This is a genomic window from Pannonibacter sp. Q-1, from assembly GCF_054073275.1.
Map to the genome: position 1 here is coordinate 56,447 of NZ_JBSXNB010000009.1, position 24,487 is coordinate 80,933.

23 protein-coding genes are annotated in these 24,487 nt (G+C 63.3%); 14 read left to right on the top strand and 9 right to left on the bottom strand.

Annotated elements, in window-relative coordinates:
* Positions 1-266 precede the first annotated feature (266 nt).
* The 3 genes from rpsT to mutM form a co-directional block, all read right to left on the bottom strand.
* Complete coding sequence (gene rpsT, locus ACVNHC_RS21370; RefSeq protein WP_019964246.1) at positions 267-533, bottom strand: 30S ribosomal protein S20; 267 nt, start codon at positions 531-533, stop codon at positions 267-269.
* Between the two features lie 177 nt (positions 534-710).
* On the bottom strand, positions 711-1,484 hold the full coding sequence (locus ACVNHC_RS21375) for an enoyl-CoA hydratase (protein ID WP_457169354.1): 774 nt from the start codon (positions 1,482-1,484) through the stop codon (positions 711-713).
* A 148-nt stretch (positions 1,485-1,632) separates the two neighbouring features.
* Positions 1,633-2,538: a bifunctional DNA-formamidopyrimidine glycosylase/DNA-(apurinic or apyrimidinic site) lyase gene (gene mutM, locus ACVNHC_RS21380; protein WP_457169356.1), complete on the bottom strand. Its 906-nt coding sequence runs from the start codon at positions 2,536-2,538 to the stop codon at positions 1,633-1,635.
* Positions 2,539-2,806: 268 nt separating this feature from the next.
* Between mutM and ubiE the strand changes: the two genes are divergently transcribed.
* Positions 2,807-3,556, top strand: a complete 750-nt coding sequence (gene ubiE, locus ACVNHC_RS21385) for a bifunctional demethylmenaquinone methyltransferase/2-methoxy-6-polyprenyl-1,4-benzoquinol methylase UbiE (protein WP_050473677.1) — start codon at positions 2,807-2,809, stop codon at positions 3,554-3,556.
* A 3-nt stretch (positions 3,557-3,559) separates the two neighbouring features.
* Positions 3,560-5,143, top strand: a complete 1,584-nt coding sequence (gene ubiB / locus ACVNHC_RS21390) for a 2-polyprenylphenol 6-hydroxylase (protein WP_050473628.1) — start codon at positions 3,560-3,562, stop codon at positions 5,141-5,143.
* Positions 5,144-5,245: 102 nt separating this feature from the next.
* Here ubiB and polA read toward each other — a convergent pair whose 3' ends face one another.
* The 5 genes from polA to ACVNHC_RS21415 all read right to left on the bottom strand — a co-directional run bounded on the left by polA (position 5,246) and on the right by ACVNHC_RS21415 (position 10,752).
* Positions 5,246-8,254 (bottom strand): DNA polymerase I, encoded by a 3,009-nt coding sequence (gene polA / locus ACVNHC_RS21395; protein WP_457169358.1) that lies wholly within the window; start codon positions 8,252-8,254, stop codon positions 5,246-5,248.
* Between the two features lie 40 nt (positions 8,255-8,294).
* Complete coding sequence (locus ACVNHC_RS21400) at positions 8,295-8,627, bottom strand: hypothetical protein (protein ID WP_457169360.1); 333 nt, start codon at positions 8,625-8,627, stop codon at positions 8,295-8,297.
* Positions 8,602-9,048, bottom strand: coding sequence for a Panacea domain-containing protein (locus tag ACVNHC_RS21405; protein WP_457169362.1), 447 nt, complete (start codon positions 9,046-9,048; stop codon positions 8,602-8,604). Before ACVNHC_RS21405 ends, ACVNHC_RS21400 begins: the two co-directional genes overlap by 26 nt.
* 50 nt (positions 9,049-9,098) lie before the next feature.
* Positions 9,099-10,109, bottom strand: a complete 1,011-nt coding sequence (locus tag ACVNHC_RS21410) for an acyltransferase family protein (protein ID WP_457169364.1) — start codon at positions 10,107-10,109, stop codon at positions 9,099-9,101.
* A gap of 157 nt (positions 10,110-10,266) precedes the next feature.
* On the bottom strand, positions 10,267-10,752 hold the full coding sequence (locus ACVNHC_RS21415; RefSeq protein WP_050473631.1) for an FxsA family protein: 486 nt from the start codon (positions 10,750-10,752) through the stop codon (positions 10,267-10,269).
* Between the two features lie 276 nt (positions 10,753-11,028).
* Between ACVNHC_RS21415 and ACVNHC_RS21420 the strand changes: the two genes are divergently transcribed.
* From ACVNHC_RS21420 to recR, 9 genes are all read left to right on the top strand, one after another.
* Positions 11,029-11,754: a Tim44/TimA family putative adaptor protein gene (locus tag ACVNHC_RS21420; RefSeq protein WP_050473632.1), complete on the top strand. Its 726-nt coding sequence runs from the start codon at positions 11,029-11,031 to the stop codon at positions 11,752-11,754.
* A 128-nt stretch (positions 11,755-11,882) separates the two neighbouring features.
* Positions 11,883-12,983, top strand: a complete 1,101-nt coding sequence (mltA, locus tag ACVNHC_RS21425) for a murein transglycosylase A (protein ID WP_457169366.1) — start codon at positions 11,883-11,885, stop codon at positions 12,981-12,983.
* Entirely contained in the window at positions 12,980-13,594 is a 615-nt protein-coding gene (locus tag ACVNHC_RS21430) for a Smr/MutS family protein (RefSeq protein WP_457169368.1), read from the top strand. The genes mltA and ACVNHC_RS21430 overlap by 4 nt, the downstream gene beginning before the upstream one ends.
* 37 nt (positions 13,595-13,631) lie before the next feature.
* Complete coding sequence (locus ACVNHC_RS21435; RefSeq protein ID WP_122522470.1) at positions 13,632-14,003, top strand: helix-turn-helix domain-containing protein; 372 nt, start codon at positions 13,632-13,634, stop codon at positions 14,001-14,003.
* Positions 14,004-14,130: 127 nt separating this feature from the next.
* On the top strand, positions 14,131-16,950 hold the full coding sequence (locus ACVNHC_RS21440) for a [protein-PII] uridylyltransferase (protein WP_457169371.1): 2,820 nt from the start codon (positions 14,131-14,133) through the stop codon (positions 16,948-16,950).
* Between the two features lie 22 nt (positions 16,951-16,972).
* The gene (murJ, locus tag ACVNHC_RS21445) at positions 16,973-18,583 is read left to right on the top strand and encodes a murein biosynthesis integral membrane protein MurJ (protein WP_457169373.1); all 1,611 of its coding nucleotides are present in this window, start codon (positions 16,973-16,975) and stop codon (positions 18,581-18,583) included.
* 111 nt (positions 18,584-18,694) lie between these two features.
* The gene (trpS, locus tag ACVNHC_RS21450) at positions 18,695-19,774 is read left to right on the top strand and encodes a tryptophan--tRNA ligase (protein ID WP_050473638.1); all 1,080 of its coding nucleotides are present in this window, start codon (positions 18,695-18,697) and stop codon (positions 19,772-19,774) included.
* 17 nt (positions 19,775-19,791) lie between these two features.
* Positions 19,792-20,112, top strand: coding sequence for a YbaB/EbfC family nucleoid-associated protein (locus ACVNHC_RS21455; RefSeq protein ID WP_050473639.1), 321 nt, complete (start codon positions 19,792-19,794; stop codon positions 20,110-20,112).
* 427 nt (positions 20,113-20,539) lie between these two features.
* Positions 20,540-21,148, top strand: a complete 609-nt coding sequence (gene recR, locus ACVNHC_RS21460) for a recombination mediator RecR (protein WP_058898393.1) — start codon at positions 20,540-20,542, stop codon at positions 21,146-21,148.
* 13 nt (positions 21,149-21,161) lie between these two features.
* On the opposite strand, the gene ACVNHC_RS21465 is transcribed toward recR, so the two are convergent.
* Complete coding sequence (locus ACVNHC_RS21465; protein ID WP_050473995.1) at positions 21,162-21,890, bottom strand: class I SAM-dependent methyltransferase; 729 nt, start codon at positions 21,888-21,890, stop codon at positions 21,162-21,164.
* A gap of 291 nt (positions 21,891-22,181) precedes the next feature.
* Between ACVNHC_RS21465 and ACVNHC_RS21470 the strand changes: the two genes are divergently transcribed.
* From ACVNHC_RS21470 to sdhC, 3 genes are all read left to right on the top strand, one after another.
* Complete coding sequence (locus ACVNHC_RS21470; protein WP_457169479.1) at positions 22,182-22,850, top strand: sulfate transporter family protein; 669 nt, start codon at positions 22,182-22,184, stop codon at positions 22,848-22,850.
* 42 nt (positions 22,851-22,892) lie between these two features.
* The gene (locus ACVNHC_RS21475; protein ID WP_457169376.1) at positions 22,893-23,828 is read left to right on the top strand and encodes a glutaminase; all 936 of its coding nucleotides are present in this window, start codon (positions 22,893-22,895) and stop codon (positions 23,826-23,828) included.
* Positions 23,829-24,081: 253 nt separating this feature from the next.
* On the top strand, positions 24,082-24,486 hold the full coding sequence (gene sdhC / locus ACVNHC_RS21480; RefSeq protein ID WP_371328544.1) for a succinate dehydrogenase, cytochrome b556 subunit: 405 nt from the start codon (positions 24,082-24,084) through the stop codon (positions 24,484-24,486).
* Position 24,487: the final 1 nt, after the last annotated feature.

A 24,487-nucleotide genomic window follows, 5' to 3' on the forward strand; every position in this document is an offset into this window, starting at 1 on the left:
TCAGAAGGGGCCAACAGGCTGGCACTTCTCCAAAAAAAAAACTTCGCCACGTACTTGACTCAGGTTGAATCGGGCAGGGGAGGCCGGATCCATGCCGACATGCTCATAACCATTTGAAAAATATGAGAAAAAACTGACAAAGCCCGGCATGAGTATTTGCTGGTATACAGTGATAGTTTTATCGTGAGAATTTTTTCATGTGCCGTTCAGGCAACAAAAAACCCGGCCTTTCGGGCCGGGTTTTAAAGATTTTATGACGGGCGTTATCAGGCCTGCAGAGCCTTCACGCGGGCGTTCAGACGGGACACCTTGCGCGAGGCGGTGTTGCCGTGAACGACGCCCTTGGAAGCGGCGCGCATCAGCTCCGGCTGGGCAGCCTTGAGAGCTTCGGTGGCAGCGTTGTAATCGCCGGAAGCAATGGCTTCCTCGACCTTGCGCAGATAGGTGCGCACGCGGCTCCGCCGTGCCTTGTTAACAGCCGTCCGGCGGGCAATCTTGCGGGCCGCCTTGGTGGCCGAGGGAGTGTTGGCCATTGGCTCAATCCTGGTCCGAGTGTGAAACAAAAATTCCGTAGAACATCAGGGCGGCAGACATAGGCCTGAAACTGCCCCGCGTCAAACGAATGCGGCGGCGATTTGATCGCCACCGGTTGGCCGAGGCTTATAGTCCCGCCCAACCGGTCCGTCAATGCCAAAACCCGAGTCAAAGCGTCATTTGTTGCGGAACTGGGGCGTGCGCTTTTCAATGAAAGCGGCCATGCCCTCGCTCTGGTCTTCCGTGGCAAAGGCCGCATGGAACATGCGGCGCTCGAAGCGGATGCCCTCGCCCAGCGTCGTCTCGTAGGCGCGGTTGACGCTTTCCTTGGTCATCATCACCACGGGCATCGAGAAGTCGGCAATCTTCTCCGCCGCCTTCATAGCCTCCTCCATGAGGTCATCCAGCGGCACGATGCGGGAGATGAGGCCGCAGCGCTCGGCCTCCACTGCATCCATCAGCCGGCCGGTCAGGCACATTTCCATGGCCTTGGACTTGCCGATGAAGCGGGTGAGGCGCTGGGTGCCGCCGGCCCCCGGCAGAACGCCAAGCGTGATCTCCGGCTGGCCGAATTTGGCATTGTCTGCGGCCAGGATGAAATCGCACATCATGGCAAGCTCGCAGCCGCCGCCCAGCGCATAACCGGCCACCGCTGCAATCACCGGCTTGCGGTTGCGCGCCACCCGGTCCCAGGGGGTGATGAGATCGGTCATGTAGGCCTTGGCGAAATCGAAGGGCTGCATCTCCTTGATGTCCGCCCCGGCCGCAAAAGCCTTCTGCGAACCGGTGATGATGACGCAGCCGACGCGCTCATCCGCCTCGTAGGCGTCAAGCGCTGCCGCCACTTCAGCCATCAGGGCCGCGTTCAGAGCGTTGAGGGCCTTGGGCCGGTTGAGCGTGATGATGCCCACCTTGCCGCGCTTTTCGGTCAGGATGTTCTCATATGCCATTGCAGTCCTCCGCTGACGGGCTATGCCCCTGTGGCAGCGCCCGGCGGCGGCACCCGGTGGTGCCCCGCTGGCCGGGCCATGGCAACAAGGGGTAGCTGACGCGCCGCACACGTGCAAGGCAAGCCGCGCCCGCCTTTTTGGCGGAGCCTCAGCGCTGGCACTTCGCGCAGTGGAAGGTGGACCGGCCCGACTGCACCAGCCGCAGAACCGTACCCTTGCAGCCTTCCGTGCGGCAGGGCTCGCCCTCTCGGCCATAGACGGCAAAGCTGTGCTGGAAATAGCCGAGCGTGCCGTCGGTCTGCGCATGGTCGCGCAGGGTGGAGCCGCCGGCGGCAATCGCCTCTTCCAGCACTTTGCGGATTGCAGCTGCCAGCCGCTCGCGTGCGGCCACCCGCGCCTTGCCCGGCCCCGTTATGTCACCCGCAGCCCGCTCCGGACTGAGGCCGGAGCGCCACAGCGCCTCGCAGACATAGATATTGCCAAGCCCGGCAATCAGCCGCTGATCCAGAAGCGCGGCCTTCAATGGCGCGGACTTGCCCGCAAACAGCCGGTCGAGCAGATCCGCATTCAGCGCATTGCCAAGCGGCTCGATGCCCATGGCGGCGAAGAGCGGATGGGAGCTGAGGCCGCTGCGGGCCACGAGCTGCATGAAGCCGAAACGGCGCGGGTCATTATAGACAATCCGGCTCGCCGCCTCCGGTCCCAGATTGCCGGGGGCGGAGAGGTGGAACACCACATGATCGTGCTTTTCATCACGCGAGCGGGCATGAGTGAAGTCGCCCGGCATATGGCTGTCCGCCTGCTGTTCCACCCGAAAGGAGCCGGACATGCCCAGATGCATGACCAGCACCTCGCCGCTGTCGAGATCAGCCAGCAGATATTTCGCCCGGCGGGAAAGGGCTGTGACAATCCGCCCCTCCAGCCGCTCCACGAAGCGCTCGGGGAAGGGAAAGCGCAGATCCGGGCGGCGGCATTCGAGTTTCAGGATGCGCGCGCCTTCAAAATCCGGCTGCAGGCCGCGCCTGACCGTCTCGACCTCGGGCAATTCGGGCATGGGAGGACCTACCGATCTTGAGCAAAAGACTATATGGACTGCACAAACCGCCTATATGAGACGCGGGCCCGGCGCAATAATGGCGCTGGCCTGCGGCTTGTACTAAGGTCCGCGCAATTGTGGCCCGTGCCCGGAACACCGGCCCCGGGCCGCGCGTTGCGGCAGCAGTGCTGCTTCCGTGACCGTCATTCAGGGAGTGACCCGCATGACCGACGAAACTGGCTTTTCCTCCGCAGGCGCCTATGCCTCCAGCCGCGCGCCCGAGGACATGCCGACCAGCTTCGGCTTCCGCACCGTGCGCGAAGGCGAGAAGCAGGGCCTCGTCAACGACGTGTTCCACAAGGTCGCCACCCGCTATGACATCATGAATGACCTGATGTCCGGCGGCCTGCACCGGGTGTGGAAGGATGCAATGGTCTCCACCCTTGCCCCTCCGCACACACCGGGCCGCGGCTGGAAGGTGCTGGATGTGGCCGGCGGAACCGGTGACATTGCCACGCGCATCGTCGAGCGCTCGGGCCGTGCGGTGGAAGCCGTGGTGCTGGACATCAACGGCTCCATGCTGGCCGTGGGGCAGGACCGGGCAGACAAGGCGGGGCTTTCCGGCTCCATCCGCTTCTCGCAGGGCAATGCGGAAGTACTGCCCTTTCCGGACCGCAGCTTTGATGCCTATACGATCGCCTTCGGCATCCGCAACGTGCCGGAAATCGGCAAGGCGCTATCAGAAGCCTACCGGGTGCTGAAGCGCGGCGGCCGCTTCCTGTGCCTCGAATTTTCCGAAGTCGACATGCCCGGCCTCGACAAGATCTATGATGCCTTCTCCTTCCACGCCATTCCGGCGATGGGGCAGGCCGTGACCGGCGACGGCGAGCCCTATCGTTACCTCGTGGAATCCATCCGCAAGTTCCCCAATCAGGAGCGCTTTGCGCAGATGATCCGCACGGCCGGTTTCGAGCGGGTGAGCTACCGCAACTACACCGGCGGCATCGCCGCCCTGCACTCGGGCTGGAAACTCTGATCCATGGCCCTTGCAATCCGCCCCTTGCTGCGTCTGGCGCAGGCCGGTTTCGTTCTGGCGCGTGAAGGCGTCTTCGGCCTGTTCAACATTCCGGACCTGCCGCCCGCAGCGCGGCTGGCGCTGCGCTTTGCCCGCCTGTTCGAGCGCCGCTCCGTGCGCGACAAGAGCGCCCGCTCGCGCCTGTCCGATGCGATGAACCGGCTGGGGCCGTCCTATGTGAAGCTTGGCCAGTTTCTCGCCACCCGCGCCGATGTGGTCGGCAAGGAAGCGGCGGCGGAGCTTGCCTATCTGCAGGACCGGCTGCCCGCCTTCAGCCAGAGCGAGGCCGAGGCCTGGGTGGCCGAGCAGCTGATGCGGCCGGTGAACGAGGTTTTCGTCGAATTCGGCGAGCCGGTGGCCGCGGCCTCCATCGCGCAGGTTCACCCCGCCATGGTGCGCCAGAGCGACGGCTCCCTGCGCAAGATGGCCGTCAAGGTGCTGCGGCCGGGTGTCGCCCGCCGCTTCCAGCGCGATCTGGAGAGCTTCTATCTGGTCGCACGCCTCGCCGAGCGCTTCCACGAGCCCTCCCGCCGCCTGCGGCCGCTCGCCGTGGTCGACACGCTGGCCCGCTCCGTGGCGCTGGAAATGGATTTCCGCCTGGAAGCGGCCGCCCTGTCCGAAATGGCCGAGAACACCGCTGAAGATCCCGGCTTCCGCGTGCCTTCCGTGGACTGGATGCGCAGCGCCAAGGGCGTGCTGACGATGGAATGGATCGACGGCACCAAGATGTCCGACGTCGAGGGGCTGACCCTTCAGGGCCTCGATCTGGAGCTTCTGGCCGCCAACGTGATCCAGAGCTTCCTGCGCCACACCCTGCGCGACGGCTTTTTCCATGCAGACATGCATCAGGGCAATCTCTTCGTCGAGGCCGATGGCACGCTGGTGGCGGTCGATTTCGGCATCACCGGGCGCCTCGGCAAGGCGGAGCGCCGGTTCCTCGCCGAAATCCTCTATGGCTTCATCACCCGCGACTACCGCCGGGTGGCGGAGGTGCATTTCGAGGCCGGTTACGTGCCCGCCGATCAGGATGTGGATGTGTTCGCCCAGGCGATCCGTGCCATCGGCGAGCCGATCCACGGCCATGATGCGTCCGAAATTTCCATGGCGCGGCTTCTCACCCAGCTGTTCGAGGTGACGGAGCTGTTCCAGATGCACACCCAGCCGCAGCTGATCATGCTGCAGAAGACGATGGTGGTGGTGGAGGGTGTTGCCCGGACGCTGAATCCGCGCCTCGACATGTGGCGCACGGCTGAACCCGTGGTGGGCGCCTGGATCGCCCAGCATCTGGGGCCCGCCGGCCGGTTGCGCGATGCCGGGGCCGCCGTGAATGCGCTCGGCCGCATCGCCAGTGACCTGCCGATCTTTGCAGACCGGGTGGGGCGCATGTCGGAAGAGCTGGAAAAGATGGCCCACGAAGGGCTGCGCTTTGATGCCGCGACAGCTGAGGCCATCGGCCGCTCCGAAGCCCGCCACAACCGCTCGGGCCGCATTGCGCTCTGGATCATCGCCCTGTCTCTGGCAGCGATTGCAGCCAAGGCCTGGTTCTGAAACCAGACCGAATCCCGCTGAGCTTGGCTCATCGGGATTCGGTCAAGCCCGTGCGGCGCCTGAGCCATTTCAAGGCGTGATGCGTCAGCATCGAAAGCCCTGTCAGTGCGCTTCGTCCCAATTGTCTGCGGCGCGGGCATCGACCTGCAGCGGCACGGACAGCTGCAGCAGCGGCTCGCAGGCGCCTTCCATCACCCGGCGGATCACCGGGATGGCTGCTTCGACTTCCCCTTCTTCCGCCTCGAAGATCAGTTCGTCATGCACCTGCAGCAGCATGCGGATGTTGAGGCCAGCATCCACCAGCGCATCTTCCATCCGCAGCATGGCGCGGCGGATGATGTCGGCAGCCGATCCCTGAATGGGGGCGTTGATCGCGGCCCGCTCGAAGAAGGCGCGCATCGACGGGTTGGACGTGTTCACATCCGGATAATGCGCCTTGCGCCCGAAAACGGTGGTGACAAAGCCCTTCTCGTGCACTTCCTTCTTCACCGCTTCCATGTAGTCGCGGATGCCGGGGAAGCGCTGGAAATACATCTTGATGTAGTCGCCGGCCTCCCCGCGTGAAATGCCGAGCTGGGCGGCAAGGCCGAAGGCCGAAATGCCATAGATGATGCCGAAGTTGATCGCCTTGGCGCGGCGGCGGACCATCGGGTCCATGTCTTTCACCGGCACGCCGAACATCTCGCTCGCCGTCATGGCGTGAATGTCCAGCCCGTCGGCAAAGGCCTTTTTCAGCTGCGGAATGTCGGCGATATGGGCCAGCACGCGCAGTTCGATCTGGCTGTAGTCGGCGGAAATCAGCTTGTTGCCCTTTTCCGCGACGAAGGCCTTGCGGATCTTGCGCCCCGCTTCCGTGCGCACCGGAATGTTCTGCAGGTTCGGCTCGGACGAGGACAGGCGACCGGTCGTGGTCGAGGCCAGCGAATAGGACGTGTGGACCCGCTTCGTTTCCGGATTGATGAAGCCGGGCAGGGCGTCCGAATAGGTGGACTTCAGCTTGGCGAGCTGGCGCCATTCGACGATCTTCACCGGCAGCTCGTGGCCTTCAGCAGCCAGATCATCCAGCACCGAAACCGAGGTGGACCAGGCGCCGGTCTTGGTCTTCTTGCCGCCGGGCAGGCCCATCTTGCCGAACAGGATATCGCCCAGCTGCTTGGGCGAGCCGATGTTGAAGTTTTCCCCGGCAAGGGCGTAGATCTCCGATTCAACGGCGGCCATGCCTTGCGCAAATTCGCCGGAGAGGCGCGAGAGCATCTGCCGGTCGATGGAAATGCCGCGCCGCTCCATCCGCGCCAGAACCGGCACCATGGGCCGTTCCAGCGTTTCATAGACGGTGGCCATGGCTTCCGCCGCTAGGCGGGGCTTGAGCACCAGCCACAGGCGCAGCGTCACATCCGCATCCTCGGCGGCATAGGCCGAAGCGCGCGAAATCTCCACCTTGTCGAAGGTGACCATCGACTTGCCGGACCCGGCCACCTCCTTGAAGGGGATCGGCGTGTGGCCAAGCCAGCGTTCGGACAGCTCGTCCATGCCGTTGCCGCCCTTGCCTGCGTCCAGCGTGTAGGACAGCAGCATGGTGTCGTCATGCGGGCCAACCTCGATGCCGTGACGGGCCATCACCTGCCAGTCATACTTGAGGTTCTGCGCGATCTTGAGCACGCCGGGGTCTTCCAGCATGGGTTTCAGCACATCCAGCGCCGCCCGCAGCGGGATCTGGCCGGGCACGAGACCGCCGCCGCCCAGAAGGTCGCCCTCCCCATCCACATGGCCCAGCGGCACATAGCAGGCCCGGCCCGGACGGGTCGCCAGTGACACGCCCACGAGTTCGGCCTGCATGGCATCCAGCGAGGTGGTTTCCGTGTCGAAGGCGACGATGCCCGTTTCCATCGCCTCGGCCACCCAGGCCTTGAGGCGCTCGATATCCATAACCGTTTCGTAGGTGGAATGATCGACCGGGATGCGGCGGATTTCTTCCGCCCGTGCAGCGGCAAGGCTCTGCGGCGTCATCATGCCATCTGGCGCGGCAGCCGCGGACGCGGAAGACGGATCTGCGGAACCGGCAGGGGCAGAAGCCGCAGCACCCGGGGCTGCGGCAGGGCCGCGCTCCATCATGCGGCCCTTGGCGTCGGGCGCATGCCAGCCGGGGATGGTCAGCTCCGTGGGGTCGATGTTGCCCGTCTCCGCCCCGGTTGCCTCGGCCACGCGGCGGGTGAGCGTGGTGAATTCCATCGCCTTGAGGAAACCGACCGCCTGCGGGCCGTTGACGGCTTCCACAGCAAAATGGGTGACCGGAGTTTCCACCGGCACGTCGCATTTCAGCGTCACGAGCTGCTTCGAAATGCGGGCCTGTTCGGCAAATTCGATCAGGTTTTCGCGGCGCTTGGGCTGTTTGATGCTAGAGGCATTGGCCAGCAGGGTCTCAAGGTCGCCATACTCAAGAATCAGCTGGGCGGCCGTCTTCAGGCCGATGCCGGGTACGCCGGGCACGTTGTCGACGCCATCGCCGGCCAGCGACTGCACCTCGATCACCTTGTCCGGGCCGACGCCGAATTTCTCGAACACCTCCGGCTCGCCGATGATCTTGTTCTTCATCGTGTCGATCATGCCGATGCGCGGGCTGATCAGCTGCATCAGGTCCTTGTCGCCGGAGACGATGGTGACGCGGGCGCCCATGGCGGCGGCTTGCGTGGCATAGGTGGCGATCAGGTCGTCCGCCTCGAAGCCTTCCTGCTCGATGCAGGGCACGTTGAAGGCACGGGTCGCCTGACGGATCAGGCCGAACTGCGGGATCAGATCCTCCGGCGGCTCCGGGCGCTGCGCCTTGTAAGCGGGGTAGATGTCATTGCGGAAGGTCTTGGCCGAATGGTCGAAGATGACGGCGAAATGCGTCGGCTCATCGCCCTTCTCCGGGGTCAGGCCCTCGGTCAGCAGCTTCCACAGCATGTTGCAGAAGCCGGAGACGGCACCAACCGGCAGGCCATCGCTCTTGCGCGTCAGCGGCGGCAGGGCGTGATAGGCGCGGAAAATGAAGGTGGAGCCATCGACCAGGATCAGGTGGTCATTGGCGGTGAGCGCGGGGAGGAAAGCATCGTTCGACATGGCGCGGATCATGCCGGGGAACGGGTGCTAGAGCAACAATAGAACTGTCAGATCACTTGAAGGTGCCGTTCCATTTGTCGATAATTTTTTCAGTGAGCGTCCATATATGATCGACTTGCCATTTTCTGCCGAGAGCAACAAGGGCAATTATTTGTATAACCCCTATCATCATTGGCCCTGCCCATGTGCTCATCTGCTGAAATGCAAAGGCATCGAATATTAGCATAATAGACAATAACCAAATCCACCTCTCTTCGAGGCGCCTATCAACTTCTTTATCTAAGGCCTCCTGAAGTGAACCTATAAGCTCATCCTTTTTTGACGGCAGCTCAACGTCAAAAAAGAGCTTTTCTACAGGCTCAGCGAGCGGCTTGTCTTCTGACACGCTTTCTAAACTCTTCTTCTATGTCTGAATCGGGTATTTTTATACTTCTCATACCGGCTACAAAGTGCTTACTCCAAGCGCCTTCAGGCCAATGGGTTATCGCTACGAGCTTTCGTGGCGATTCTGCTCCGAGTTCATCGACAACACTTTTGATCGATGAGTATTGATCATCTCGCTCTGTATACGGAGTTTCGCCAAAAATATCCGGAACGTTGCTCGCGCCATAAGCCTTTAATTTATGATACAATTGAGGCTCTACGGGGCCGTAGTCCCACGCTTCAAAACTATTCGAAACAAGTGGCCCTCTGCCTGCACCAAGTTCAAGCATATGCGCTAGGTACAGCAATTTTTGCATCGACAGATTTGACACCCGTCCGGAGCAAAGATCCCATATTGTTTTGGCGGCCTTAAAGGTGGTCATTTGTCAACCCTTTCGATCAAAAAAATAACATAAAACGGGGAGGTTGTGAATCAATTTTTGGTTGTCTTTGCAATCTGCATCCAACCAGGCCGCTCGATGAGGAAACGGACCCAGCCGGTGCGGCGGATGAACCACAGCAGCAGCAGCGGGGCGAGGCTTGCCACCAGCGTCACCAGCAGGGAAACCGTGCCAACATCCAGCACACCGGCTTTCAGCAGCAGCACGCGGGACAGCGCCATGGGCAGGAAGAAGGCCAAATAGATGACGATGGAATTCTGGCCGATGAAGCGCAGCGGATCGAGCAGGGGAAGCTGCGCCAGCAGGCTGGAGACGAGCACGATGGCCACAGCTCCGGCAAAGCCAAGCGCCAGGGAAACACCCGGCAACTCACTGTAGCCCGCAAAGACGGCAAATCCATTGCCCAGCGCCCAGAGCCCAAGCCCGGCCAGCGCTGTGCCGCGATGCGCCGCCCCCCAGTCCGCCAGCACGAAGAGGCGGCCCGCAAACACATAGCCGCCGAAGAAATAGACAAACCGCTCGGCAAAGTAATCGGCGATGTAGATACCCGTTTCGACCGGCAGGATTTGCAGCAGGGCGGCAGCCGTCAGCGTTAGCTGCCAGGGCACCTTCAGGTCATGCAGGACCTTCGTCACGGCGAAAAAGATGGCCAGCAGATAGATGAACCAGAGCGTGCCGAAGGGCTGAACGAAGGAAATGAGATATTCCCGCAAGACGCCCCACCAGCCGAGTTCAGCGGCAAAGGACGGGGCCTTGAGCGCGAACTGGATCGTCAGCCACAGCACGTAAAAATAGGCAAAATGCAGCACCTTGCGGTCGGCATAGAGCCGCCAGGGCCGCGACAGGACGAGGGCGGTGAAAAGCCCGGAGATCATGAAGAAATCCGGCATGCGGAAAGGTGCGGCAAATTGCACCACCGGGTGCATCCAGCCCATCTGCCCGGCGGCCTCCTCAACACCCAGCACCGAATGCATCATCACGACAAAGATGATGCAGATGCCCTTGGCGTGATCCACCCAGCCGATTCGCCCCTCTTGCCCCATTCCGCGTCTCCCCCACGGCGTCGCCGTCCATTCCGGACCACAGCATTCCTTCAGAAGGGTGATGCGGTTCAAAATTCCACGAGCCAGCGGAAACTTATCGGACCGAACGGCGAATGGCAGCAGTCACTTCTGTGTGAGGGTCACTCTGCCGCAGAGGTCAGTTGCCATCGCGCCAGGGGCTGATGCGCGGGGTGCTGTCATCATCGGGCTTGTGGCGGGTGCTGGTCCATTCGGCGCCGTCCAGATCCACCACCGGCTCGCCCTGCTTGCGGCGGCGGTTGACGACCACGACGGAGGCACGGCGGGAGAAAAACCGCGCCAGCGCCACGCGCAGCGGCGGAATGAACAGCAGAAGACCGACTGCATCGGTCAGAAAGCCCGGCAGAAGCAGGAACAGGCTTGCCAGAACGATCATCGCGCCCTGCATCATGTCGTCGCCCGGCACGCGGCCCGCATCCAGCTCGGACTGCATGCGGCGGACAAGGGAAAGCCCCTGCTGGCGCAACAGCACCGTTCCGGCGACGGCGGTGAACACCGTCAGCAGGATTGTCGGCAGCACGCCGATGGCCTTTCCGACCACAATGAACACGGCAATTTCGGCAAGCGGCAGCAGGATGAGGCCGCCGAGGATCAGCAGAGGCAAGGATTTGAACCCGTTGACAGTTAACTAACGGGTACAAGATAGGCTGAGATGGCAGAAATTGCGAGGCATCGGCGCATTTTTGCAATTTCTTCGCCCCTTGGAGGGGCTATGTCCCCAATCTGCGCCTTGCAAATGGACAAGACACTTGCCCCGCGCACTGGATGCTGGTTCAACAGAACCTACATATAGGATTGAATGATTGTCCCGCAGTCCTTTCCGGCCGGTCAGGCCGGTCACGAGAGACTGCGGATCGCGGAGAGAGCCCGGTAGCACCAAATGAACGATATCTTTGACGTCACGAACATCATTCTTCTGGGGCTTGCGGTCTTTATCTTCTTCAAGCTGCGCTCCGTGCTGGGCCGCCGCACCGGCAGCGAGCGCCCGCCGTTCGATCCCTATTCCAAGCCCGCACCGGACAAGAACGGCCAGGCCCGCGCCGAAAGCCCGCGCGACAACGTGGTGCCGCTGCCCGGTTCGCAGCAGCGCCAGGAGCCGGAAGAACAGGCAAGCCCGGATCAGCTGGCCGACAAGGTGGCTCCGGCCGGTTCCGCGCTGAACGAGGCCCTGCGCCAGGTTCTGTCCGCCGACCGCAGCTTCGAGCCCGAACAGTTCCTGCAGGGCGCCAAGGCGGCTTACGAGATGATCGTCACCGCCTTTGCCGAAGGCGACCGCAAGACGCTCAAGCCGCTCCTGTCGCGCGAGGTCTTCGACGGCTTCAACAGCGCCATCTCCGAGCGCGAAGCACGCGGGGAGACGATCGAGTCCACCTTTGTCGGCATCGACAAGGCCGACATTGTTGAAGCAGGCATGAAGGGCAGCATTGCCCAGGTGACCGTGCGCCTGCAGAGCGAGCTGATTTCCGCCACCCGCGACAAGGACGGCCATGTGATTGATGGCGATCCCAACCGCGTGAGCGAAGTGGTGGACATCTGGACCTTCGCGCGCGACACCACGACACGCGATCCGAACTGGAAGCTGGTCGCAACCGAATCGGCAGGATGACGGTGCAGTCAGCACAGGCATTGCGATGGGCCGCAGCCCCTGCTGCGGCCTTTCTGCGTTTCCGGCGGCAGACGTTGCGGGGCCTGGCCGCAGCGCTGTGCCTTTGGGGAACCGGCGGGGCAGGGGCCATGACATTCGACACGGAACTGCCGCTGAAACCGGCGGATTTTGCCAGCCTCCGGGGCTGGGCGCAGGACGGCCATCTGGCCGCCCTCCAGTCCTTTCTCCGGTTTTGCACCAGCGATGGGCAAGGCGCTCAGGCACGCAATAGCCTGCAGCGCGCCCTGACGGCTGCCTGCCGCAAGGCGCAGGAAGAAGCTCCCGCAACGGATGCCGCTGCCCGTGCTTTCTTCGAGCGGGAGTTCCGGCCCTTTCACGTTGCCTCAGAGGGCTTCGTCACCGCCTATTTCGAGCCGGAAGTGCGCGGTTCGCGCCAGCCATCGCCCGCCTATGCCGCTCCGCTCTACCGGGCGCCGGAGGGATTGACCACGTTGAAGCCGGAAGGCACGCCGAAGGCGCTATCCGGGCTCACCCATGCGCTGAAAACCTCAAAAGGCTTCCGCGAAATGCCGGACCGGGGCGCCATCATGGATGGGGCTCTGAAGGGCAGGGGGCTGGAGCTCGTCTGGCTGGCCGATCCCATTGATGCCTATTTCGTCCATGTGCAGGGTTCCACCCGGATCCGTCTGGAGGACGGCTCGGTGATGCGGGCAGGCTATGCCGGCAAGACCGGCCATCCCTACACCGCCATCGGCAAGGTGCTGGTGGAGGCGGGTGAAGGCACGCCCGAAGACTTCACCATGCAGGGCCTGCGCGCCTGGCTGACGGCCAATCCGGAGCGGATGGACGGCCTCTTCCGCCGCAACCGCTCCTTCATCTTCTTCCGCGAGGTGACCGAGGTGGAACCGGAGCTTGGCCCCATTGGCGCGGCTGGCCTGCCCCTGGTGCCGGGCCGGAGCCTTGCCATTGACCCGCGCTTTCACAGCTATGGTCTGCCGGTTTTCGTCGGCGCGGATCTTTCGGGCGCAGGCCTGACACAACCGCAGTGGCAGCGGCTGATGATTGCCGATGACACAGGCTCGGCCATTCGCGGGGCCGCGCGCGGCGACATATTCATGGGCTCGGGCGATGCCGCAGGAACTGCAGCCGGAGCCGTGCGCCACAAGGCCAGCTTCACCATTTTGCTGCCGCGTGTGCTCACACCGAAACCCTCGGGGCAAGGCTCATGAGCGGACGGCGCGGGCGCAACAAGGGCCTTTCGACCGAAGACAGGCAGATCTGGTCGAAAGTGGCGGCAACGCTGACACCGCTCAAGACCACGCGGCCGCTGGAACCGGACCCGGATCTGGAGCAGGAGTTGAGCCTTGCCGAGGAAATGGCCCGGGCCGGTATCGCCATGACGGGCGCCGGACAGGACGCAGGCGCACCCGAAACGGCCATCCGCTCCCCCGCCCAGCCCAAGGGCCCGCCGCCACTGGCGCCGCTGGAGCGGCGGGTGCGGCAGAAGATCGTGCGCGGCATGCGCAGCTTTGATGCGCGGATCGATCTGCATGGCCTGACCCAGCACGAAGCGCATGACCGGTTGCGCGGTTTCCTGCATCTTGCCTATCAGCGCGGCCATGTGATCGTGCTCGTCATCACCGGCAAGGGCGGACGCAACGGGCCGGGCTCCGGCCATGGCGCGCCCTATATGGACGAGCGCGGCATTCTGCGCCGGGTGGTGCCGCAATGGCTTGCCATGGCCGATCTGCGGCATATCGTGCTGGGGTTCGAGGAAGCACATCTGACCCATGGCGGGTCCGGCGCGCTTTATGTGCGCCTGCGCAAGCGCAAGGCTTGATGTCAAAGCAGGAACAGTGGCAGGGGCAAGAGACGGCATGACACCGCTGGGAGCCAAGATCAGGGAAATGAGGGCCAGGCGCGGCATCTCGCTGAAGGAGATGGCGGCGGGTCTGGCCGTGTCCAGCGCCTATCTGTCGGCGCTGGAACATGGCAAGCGCGGCAAGCCCACATGGTTCCTGGTTCAGCGAATCATAACGTTTTTCAATGTCATCTGGGATGAGGCAGAGGAAATCCAGCGTCTGGCGGAGATTTCCGATCCAAAGGTGACCATCGACACCTCGGGGCTGGACCCGAAGGCGACGGAGTTCACCAATCTGCTGGCGCGCAAGATCGAGGGCCTGTCCCCGGATTCCCTCGATCATCTGCTGCACCAGTTGCGGGTCGTTGCCGCCAGGGATGGTGTCTGACCGGCAGATCCTGCCTCAAGTCAGGACCTGCATAGTTTAGAGGCTTTCAGGGCGCGTTACGGGCATATAGGGTCCGGCGCGGCACAGGCCTGCCTTGAAGCGGCGGGCCCGGACAGGACGACCACATATGAAGCTTCCCGCAGCAGACCTGAATGAGCTTGTCGACGCAGATGCCCTGCGTGAAAGGCTGACCGCCCTGACCGCCCCCCACAACGGCAAGGGCACGGACCTTAAGGTGCGCGCTGCCGTGCTGGGCGAGTTGAAGGCAGCCTACAAGACCGGCCGCGATCTGGCGCAGGAAGGCCTGAAGCGCGATGGCAGCGGCCTTGCCTGCGCCCAGCGCCTGAGCCATCTGCAGGACGAACTGATCCGCGTCATCTATGATTTTGCCCTCTGGCACGTCTACCAGATCAAGAACCCCTCGGCTGCCGAACGCATGGCCGTGGTGGCGGTGGGCGGCTACGGCCGCGGCACGCTGGCGCCGGGCTCCGACATCGATCTGCTGTTCCTGCTGCCCTACAAACAAACGCCCTGGGGCGAGCAGGTGGTGGAATACATCCTCTACATGCTCTGGGATCTGGGCTTCAAGGTTGGCCACGCCACCCGCAACATCGACGAATGCATCCGCCTTGCCCGGCAGGACATGACCATCCGCACGGCCATTCTCGAGGCCCGCTTCATCTGGGGCGAGGAGCCGCTGTTCGAGGATCTGCAGACCCGCTTTGATGCGGAAGTCGTGGCCGGGACCAGCTCCGAATTCATCGCCGCAAAGCTTGCCGAGCGCGACGACCGGCACAAGCGGCAGGGCACCTCGCGCTATCTGGTCGAGCCCAACATCAAGGAAGGCAAGGGCGGCCTGCGCGACCTGAACACCCTGTTCTGGATCGCCAAGTATCACTACCGCGTGCGCACCCAGTCCGATCTCGTGTCGCAGGGTGTGCTGTCGCGGGCCGAATACAACCGCTTCATCAAATGCGAGGACTTCCTGTGGGCGGTGCGCTGCCACGTGCATTTCCTCACCGGCCGCCCGGAAGAGCGCCTGTCGTTTGATCTTCAGCGGGAAATCGCCATCCGCCTCGGCTACACCCAGCATCCCGGCCAGAAGGATGTGGAGCGCTTCATGAAGCACTACTTCCTTGTGGCCAAGGATGTGGGCGACCTGACGCGCATCTTCTGTTCGGCGCTGGAAGACCAGCATGTGAAAAAGCCGCATGGCTCGGGCATCGGCGGGCTGATGCTGCGCCTGCGCGGCGCGCGCGGCAGCACTGCGCAGCCGATCCGCGAGGCCCCCGGTTTCGTTGTTGAGAACGGCCGCATCAATGCCGCATCGGACACCGTGTTCAAGGATGATCCGGTCAACCTGATCCGTGTGTTTCAGGTGGCGGACAGAATGGAGCAGCATCTCCATCCGGAGCTGATGAAGCGGATCCACCGCTCTCTGTCGCTGATCAACGGGGCCTTGCGGGACAATCCGGAAGCCAACCGGCTGTTCCTCTCCATCCTCACCTCGCGCAACCACCCGGAAGAAACCCTGCGCGCCATGAACGAGGCCGGCGTGCTGGGCCGCTTCGTGCCGGATTTCGGCAAGGTGGTGGCGATGATGCAGTTCAACATGTACCACCACTACACGGTGGACGAGCATCTGATCCGCTCCATCGGCGTGCTGGCCGAAATCGAACGCGGCGATGCGGGCGAGGGCAATCCGCTCTCCACCCAGCTGATCAAGACCATCCAGAACCGCAAGGTTCTCTATGTAGCCATGTTCCTGCACGACATCGCCAAGGGCCGGCCGGAGGATCATTCCATCGCCGGGGCGCGCATTGCCCGCAAGATCTGCCCGCGCTTCGGCCTCAGCGCCTCGGAGACCGATACGGTCGCCTGGCTGGTGGAGCATCACCTCGACATGAGCACCTATGCCCAGTCGCGCGATCTCTCCGACCGCAAGACCATCGCCGACTTTGCCCATATCGTGCAGAGCATGGAGCGGCTGAAGCTGTTGCTGATCCTGACCGTGGCCGATATCCGCGCCGTGGGACCGGGCGTCTTCAACGGCTGGAAAGGCCAGCTGCTGCGCACGCTCTATTACGAATGCGAACCGCTGCTGACCGGCGGCCACAGCCAGCTGAGCCGCAAGGAGCGGGTGGCCGATGCCAAGGCGCGGCTGGAAGAAAAGCTGTCGTCCTGGCCGGAGGCGGCACGCAAGGACTATGTGGCGCGGCATTATCCGGCCTACTGGCTGCGCACCGAGCCGGAGCGCACGCTGGCTCATGCCGAGCTGATCCACAACGCCGATCTCAAGCATGAGCGCTTTGCTGCGGCCGTCACCACCCGCGCCTTCGAGGGCGTCACCGAAATCACCCTGCTGGCACCGGATCATCCGCGCCTGCTGTCCTCCATTGCGGGCGCCTGTTTCGTCACGGGCGCCAATATCGTCGATGCCCAGATCGACACGACGACCGACGGCTTTGCGCTCGACACGATCTTCGTCAGCCGCGAGCTGCCCGATGATGCGGATGAAAAGCGCCGGGGGGAGCGGATCACCGATCTCATCCTCAAGACCCTGCGCGGTGACGCGCCGCTGCCCGAGCATGTGAGCAAGAAGACAGCGGTGAAGGGGCGGATGAAGGCCTTCCGCATCACGGCGGATGTGATCGTCAACAACTCGTCCTCGGACAATTACACCATCATCGAGGTGAGCGGCCTCGACCGGCCGGGCCTTCTGTATGACCTCACCCGGGCCATGGCGACGCTGAACCTCAACATCGGTTCGGCCCATATTTCCACCTTCGGCGAGCGGGTGGTGGACGTGTTCTATGTCACCGACCTGACGGGGCAGAAGATCTCCAACATCGCCCGGCAGGATGTGATCCGCGAGCGGCTGGTGCAGGCGGTCGACGGCAAGCTTGAAACAAATTCCGGGGCGGCGGCACTGGTGACGCAATCCTGACCAGCGGGCGGATCTACACCCCATGAGCATGCTGCGGAACTTTGCCACTGTCGGCGGCGCCACCCTCGCCAGCCGTCTGATCGGCTTCGCGCGCGATGCCATGCTGGCGGCCGTCGTTGGTACAGGGCCAGTGGCCGATGCCTTTGTCGTCGCCTTCCGTCTGCCCAATCTCTTCCGCCGCCTGTTCGCGGAAGGGGCCTTCAATTCCGCTTTCGTGCCGCTTTTCGGCCGGACACTGGAGGAAGAGGGCGAGGAAGCGGCCCGCCGGGTGGCCGGGGAGATTGCCGCGGCCCTGTTCTGGACGCTTCTGGCGCTGACGGCACTGGCGCAGCTTTTCATGCCGGCGGTGGTCTGGGCGCTGGCACCGGGCTTTGCGGCAGAGCCGGAGAAGTTCGACCTCACCGTGCTGATGTCACGAATTGCGTTCCCCTATCTCCTGTTCATGTCGATGCTGGCCTTTGCCGCCGGCATTCTCAACACCTACCACCGCTTCGCTGCGGCGGCTTTTGCCCCGGTGATGCTGAATGTGGTGATGTGCGCCGTCCTCGCCGCCATTGCATTTGCCGGTGTCTCCGGCGAGCGGACCCTGGCCCTGTCCTTGAGCGGCGGCGTTGCCCTGGCCGGCATCGTGCAGCTTGTCTTCGTGCTGGCGGGGTTGAAACGCCTCGGCTTCCGCGTGCCCGTGCTACGCCCGCGCCTGACGCCAGCCGTGCGCAGGCTTGCGCTTCTCGGCGTGCCTGGGGTGATTGCGGGCGGCATCACCCAGATCAACATCGTCGTCGGGCAGGTGATTGCCTCGGGCGAGGCCAGCGCCAATGCGCTGCTCTATTATGCCGACCGGCTTTATCAGCTGCCACTGGGCGTCATCGGCATCGCCGTGGGCGTCGTGCTGCTGCCCAGCCTGACGCGGCAGCTGCGCTCCGGTCAGGGTGCCACCTTCCGCAAGACGCTGAACGGGGCGATGGAGTTTTCCCTCGCCCTGACGCTGCCTGCCTCGGTGGCGCTGGTGCTGATCCCGGAGGAGATCGTCTCGGTGCTGTTCCAGCGCGGCGCCTTCGGCCGGGAGGCGGTGGAGGGCACGGCCCTGGCGCTGGCCGCCTTTGCCTGGGGCCTGCCTGCCTTCGTGCTGCACAAGGTGTTTGCCCCCGGCTTTTTTGCCCGCGAGGACATGCGCACCCCCATGTGGTGTGCAGGCGCCAGCGCCGTGATCAACCTTGTCCTGTCGCTGCTGCTGTTCCCAGACTTCCGGCATACAGGGATTGCCGCCGCCACAAGCATTTCGGGCTGGGTCAACACCGTGCTGCTCGGCCTTGCCCTGTGGCGCAGCGGCTATTTCGTGCCAGACCGGCTGGTGCTGCGCAAGCTGGCGCTGCTGTTCGTGGCCAGCCTGCTGATGGGCGCGGCGGTGGAATTCCTGTCCGGGCCGCTTGCGCCGCTGCTGACCAGTCGCCATCTCTCCGTCCGCCTTGCGGGGCTGCTGCTGCTGACGGGATCCGGCATGGCCACCTTCGCGGTCTTTGCGCAGATCACCGGCGGTGCCGACCTCATCGGCTTCGCCCGCCGCCTGCGCAAGGGCCGGGAGAAAGGCGAAGACGGCAAACGTGATGCCATGCCCGGCTTCATGTCCGATTGAAGCCCAAAGCTCCCGGCTTGCCTTGCCGCCAGCGGTTCGCCATAAGAACAGCGGCATTCTGCCTTCCCATTTACGGGCCCTTCCAACCGGCCAACTCTCAGGGACTTGATCATGACGGCTTTCCAGCCCCGCTGTTTTTCTGGTGTCCAGCCAACCGGCAATCTCCATCTCGGCAATTATCTGGGCGCCGTTTCCCGCTGGGTGCCGCTGCAGGACCAGATGCCGTCGATCTTCTGCGTCGTTGATCTGCATGCCATCACGGCCGGGTTTCCGGATGCGGGCGAACTGAAGAGCGCGACCCGCGAGGTGACCGCCGCCTATATCGCCGCCGGCATCGACCCGAAGCGCTCCATCATCTTCAACCAGAGCCAGGTGAAGGAACACGCGGAACTGGCGTGGATCTTCAACTGCGTCGCCCGCATGGGCTGGCTGAACCGGATGACCCAGTTCAAGGACAAGGCCGGCAAGAACAGCGAGAATGCCTCCGTTGGCCTCTTCGCCTATCCGAACCTGATGGCCGCCGACATTCTGGCCTACCGCGCCACCCACGTGCCGGTGGGCGATGACCAGAAGCAGCATCTGGAGCTGACCCGCGATATCGCGCAGAAGTTCAACAACGACTTTGCGGAGCGCATCAAGGAGCTGGGCATCGGCGTGCCGAACCCCACGCCCTCGCCGGAAGTGCCGGACGAGCTTTATCTGCCGCTGCCCGAGCCGATGATCGCAGGCCCCGCCACCCGCATCATGAGCCTGCGCGATGGCACCAAGAAGATGTCGAAGTCGGACCCGTCCGACCTGTCGCGCATCAACCTTGCCGACGATGCGGATGCCATCTCCAAGAAGGTGAAGAAGGCCAAGACCGATCCCGAGCCGCTGCCGGGCGATGTGGAAGGCCTCAAGGGCCGCCCGGAGGCGGACAATCTGGTCGGCATTTTCGCAGCTCTTGCCGGCAAGACGAAGGAAGAGGTCATCCGCGATTACGGCGGGCAGCCCTTCTCCGTCTTCAAGCCGGCGCTGGCGGATCTTGCCGTCGACAAGCTGGCGCCGCTTTCGGGCGAAATGCGCCGCCTGATGGCCGATCCGGCCGAAATCGACAAGGTGCTGAAGGCAGGCGCGGAAAGCGCCTCGGCCATTGCCGAACCGGTGCTGCGCGACATGCGCAAGATCATCGGCTTCCTCGACGTGCGCTGAACCACAAGGAGACACCCATGGACTTCCTCAAGATGATGAAGCAGGCCAAGCAGATGCAGGAGAAGATGGGCTCCCTGCAGGAAAGCCTGGCCGCCGTTGAAGTGACCGGCAGCGCCGGTGCCGGTCTTGTCACCGTCACCCTGTCGGGCAAGGGCGACATGAAGGGCCTGAAGATCGACCCTTCGCTGGCCAAGGAAGACGAGGTGGAAATCCTCGAAGACCTGATCCTCGCCGCCCACAATGATGCCAAGGCCAAGGCCGAGGCGATGATGGCGGAAAAGACCCAGGAACTCATGAGCGGCATGGGCCTGCCCGCCGGCTTCAAGCTGCCGTTCTGAGGGAGCGGAGCTGCTGACTGACTGGGCGGCCGGCAGGCCGCTCCTGTGGCGAGGCCTTTCTGCCCCCCTCCCCCTCGTGGGGAGGGGCTGGGGGTGGGGGGCTCAGCGTCTCGTGTGCCGCTGAGTCTCATGAATGCCACGCCGCACCACCTCTTGAAGGCGCTCTGCAGGAAGAACTGCTCATTAGATGATTGCAGGCTCAGAGCCCCCCACCCCTTACCCCTCCCCACGAGGGGGAGGGGGGCGGAGGTGTGCCTCCGGAAATTAGATGCATCACTGCGGGCGACGTCCAAACCTGATGTGTGAACCCGGTAGCGCAAGGGGGAGAGGCGTGCCCTGTCACCGGCTTGTATCTGCGGGCACTTGCCTGCAAACAGAAGAACCGAAGTTTCTGACCAGCGTCCGCTACGGATCACATGGGGGCATCATGGCCAGCCGGAAGGTTGCAGGACCCGAGATTGAACGCCTGATTCAGCTTCTTGCGAAGCTGCCGGGCCTTGGCCCCCGCTCGGCGCGTCGGGCAGCGCTGCATCTGATCAAGAAAAAAGAGCAGCTGCTCGTGCCGCTTGCCTCCGCCATGGCTGTCGCGGTGGAGAAGGTGGGCGTGTGCTCGGTCTGCGGCACGGTCGACACGTCCGACCCTTGCGCCATCTGCTGCGATCCGGCCCGCGACGAGGGGCTGCTGGTTGTTGTTGAGGATGTGGCCGATCTCTGGGCGCTGGAGCGGGCGGCGGCGCTCAATGCCCGCTATCACGTGCTCGGCGGCACCCTGTCGCCGCTGGATGGCGTCGGCCCGGAGGATCTCAACATCGCCTCGCTGGTGGAGCGGGTGAACCGGGGCGGCATCCGCGAGGTGATCCTGGCGATCAGCGCCACGGTGGAAGGGCAGACGACGGCCCATTACGTCACCGGCGAACTGGCCGCCTCCGGCGTCACCGTCTCGCGCCTCGCCCACGGCGTGCCGGTGGGCGGGGAGCTGGACTATCTGGATGAAGGCACGCTGGCACAGGCCCTGAAGGCCCGCACCCGGCTTTGATCCCTTTTTCGTGTCAGTGAGACGGACCTGCCTCGTAGACGAGGAAGGAGCAGGGCATGGGCCCGGTCAGGCGGAACACCTCCTGCGCCTGCGCAAAGCCTGCGGCAAGGCCGAGGGACTTCCAGCCGTCCAGCGTCTCGGGAAAGTCGAAGCTGTTGATGTGCTGCCACATGTGGTCGAACTCGTCCGGGGCAAGCACGGCCCAGGCCTGACGCAATTCGCCCGCCATCCGCGCCATGAACGCGTCACGGGTCAGCCCGTCCGGCAGCACCGGTTCATAGACCGCCATCATCCCACCCTTGCGCAAGGCGTTGCGGGCAAGGGCAAAGAGCTGGCGCTTTTCGTCCTGCGGCAGGTGATGCAGCGACAGGCCGCACCAGATCACATCCACCGGCCCGGTGCTTGCCGGCGACAGGGCCGCCAGCATGTCGGTTTCCTCAAGCGTCACCGGGAAGGGTGCGGCAGCGAAGTTGCTCCGCGCCAGCGACAGGGCCATGGCGGACAGATCGATGCCGCGATAGGTGGAAACCGGACAGCGGCTCAGCACGCTGCTGGTGACGGTGGCATCGCCGCAGGCCAGCTCCAGAATGGAAAAGGGCGCCGGAAACCGGGCGGAAATCTCCCGCTCCAGCACTTCGGCCACCTCCACATGGCCAAAAAGCCCGGTGCTGGTGAGCTTGCGGTAGATGCCCCATTCAAAGCGGAACAGATCCGCCGCATTCTGCTTGCTGCTTGCCGGCATGCTCTCCTCCCACGGAAATAGGCCGCAACCGTCCCGCATGGTACACCAATTTACCCGGGTCACCAATGGACGCTGTTGCAGCCTCAACTGTGAAAAGCGGTTTCGGGTTCCCTGGCTTGTGGCCGGAGCGGGCGGCGCTTATCTCTGCCCTGAAAGACCGTGATACCAAGGCTTTCGATGCTGACGCATCACGCCTTGAAATTGCTCAGATGCCGCACGGGCTCGGCCAATTCCCGGCGAGCCGGGCTCATCAAGAGTTGGTATGACACGCGCAAGGACTGGAAGCTGCCGATGATTTCCGATGCAATCCGCTCTCTGGGGCAGGTTTTCGAGCCGGCTTTCCGGGCAATCCTGATCAAGTCCCTGGCGTTCACGCTGGCCGTGCTGATGGCCGTATGGATCGGGCTGCAGGCGCTGGTCGCCGGATTTGTGGAACTGCCCTATCCATGGCTCGATACGGTGGTGACGATCCTGACCGGCATCGGTGCCATCTTCGCGCTGGGCTTTCTGGTGGCACCGGTGACAGCGCTCTTTGCCGGGTTCTTTCAGGATGATGTGGCAGAAATCGTCGAGCGGACCAATTATCCGGCCGATCTGCCGGGCAAGGCCATGCCGCTGGGAACATCGCTGCTCTCGACCCTGCGGTTCACGGGCGTGGTCATTCTGGGCAATCTTTTTGCGCTGGTGCTGCTGCTGGTGCCGGGCATCAACCTCATCGCCTTTTTCGTGGTGAATGCCTATCTGCTGGGCCGCGAGTTCTTTGAGTTCGCCGCGTCGCGCTTCATGCCGTTAACGGAAGCCCGCCGCCTGCGGCAGGCAAACAGCGGCAAGGTGTTCATGGGCGGCCTGCTGATTGCGGCCGTTCTTGCCGTGCCGCTGCTGAACCTGGTCACGCCGGTTTTTGCGACGATTTTCATGGTCCACCTTTTCAAACGGCTTTCCTTGGCCCGCCGGGTATGATTGTGTCCGCCACCCGGTGACGGCTGAGGAGGAGCCTGCCGCATGCCGGTGACAGAACTTGGGCGGGAGCAGATGCAGGATCTTCTGGACGCAATCGTCAGTGACGCCATGGCCTCGGACGAGCGGGGCAAGGTGGCGGACTATATCCCTGAGCTTTCCCGCGTGGATCCGAATCAGTTCGGCATCTGCGTGGCCACCGTATCCGGCGAGGTCTATGCCGCCGGGGATGCGGATACGCCCTTTTCGATCCAGTCCGTGTCCAAGGTGTTCGCACTGGCTCTGGCGCTGGGCAAGGTGGGTGACCAGCTGTGGCACCGGGTGGGGCGGGAGCCTTCGGGCCTTGCCTTCAATAGTCTTTTGCTACTTGAGCACGAGAACGGGATTCCACGCAACCCGTTCATCAATGCCGGAGCACTGGTGACCACGGACACCTACCTGGCGGACTCCTCGCCCCGCGAAGCGCTGGGCCAGATGGTGCGGTTTGTGCAGGCAGCCTGCGACTTTGAGGATATTCGCATCAACCAAAGTGTTGCGCAGTCAGAAATTGCAACCGCGAACCGGAACTTCGCTCTTGCCCATTACCTTGCTTCCTTTGGCAATTTGCGGAACAGCACCGACAAGGTACTTGGCACTTACTGTCACCAATGCGCCATCGACATGAGCTGCCGCCAGCTGGCGCTGGCCGGGCGGCTGCTGCTGGAAGGGCCGGGCATGCCGCGCCTGATTTCGCGCGACCGGCGCCGGCGCATCAATGCGCTGATGATGACCTGCGGCCATTATGACGGCTCGGGCGACTTCGCCTTCCGCGTCGGCCTGCCGGGAAAGAGCGGCGTTGGCGGCGGAATTCTCGTCATCGCGCCGGGCCGGGCTTCCATCGCCGTCTGGTCTCCAGGCTTGAACCAGTATGGCAATTCCAAGTTGGGCACGGAGGCCATGGAGACCCTTGCGCGCAAGACGGGCTGGTCTGTCTTCGGATAAACCTGAAGATTCCTGTCAAGTTAAAGCCGTTTCAGCACCTGCCTAAACTTCACGCCATATTAACCCGCTCTGGTCTTTCAATCGTTCAAACCCGCGAGAATCCGCGCTTCGTATTCGAAGGAAAGAAACTCAATGCAGTTTTCACCCTCAGGATACTTTGACGAGCCGTGTTCTTGGCGCTATTACCCCACTAGACAACGCCGCAGATTGCTGACGTTTACGTAAACGGCAGCATGGCGTCGGACGGGAGAGAATGTCCATGCCGGATGTCGATGTGAAGGGCAGCCGCCCTCTGTCGCCCCATCTTCAGATCTACAAGCCGATCCTGACGATGGTGATGTCGATCCTCCACCGCGTGACCGGTGGGGCGCTTTATTTCGGGACCCTGCTGCTGGCCTGGTGGCTCATCGCCGCGGCCTCCGGCGAGGCCTATTATGATTTCGTCAATGGCCTGATGGGTTCGATCCTTGGCCGCCTGGTGCTGTTCGGCTTCACCTGGGCCCTTGTTCACCACATGCTGGGCGGCATCCGCCACTTCATCTGGGACATGGGCGCCGGTTTCGGCCGTGAAGCGCGCGAATGGCTGGCCCGTGCCACCATCATCGGTTCGGTGACGCTGACGATCCTGCTGTGGATCATCGGCTACATGGTCCGCTGAG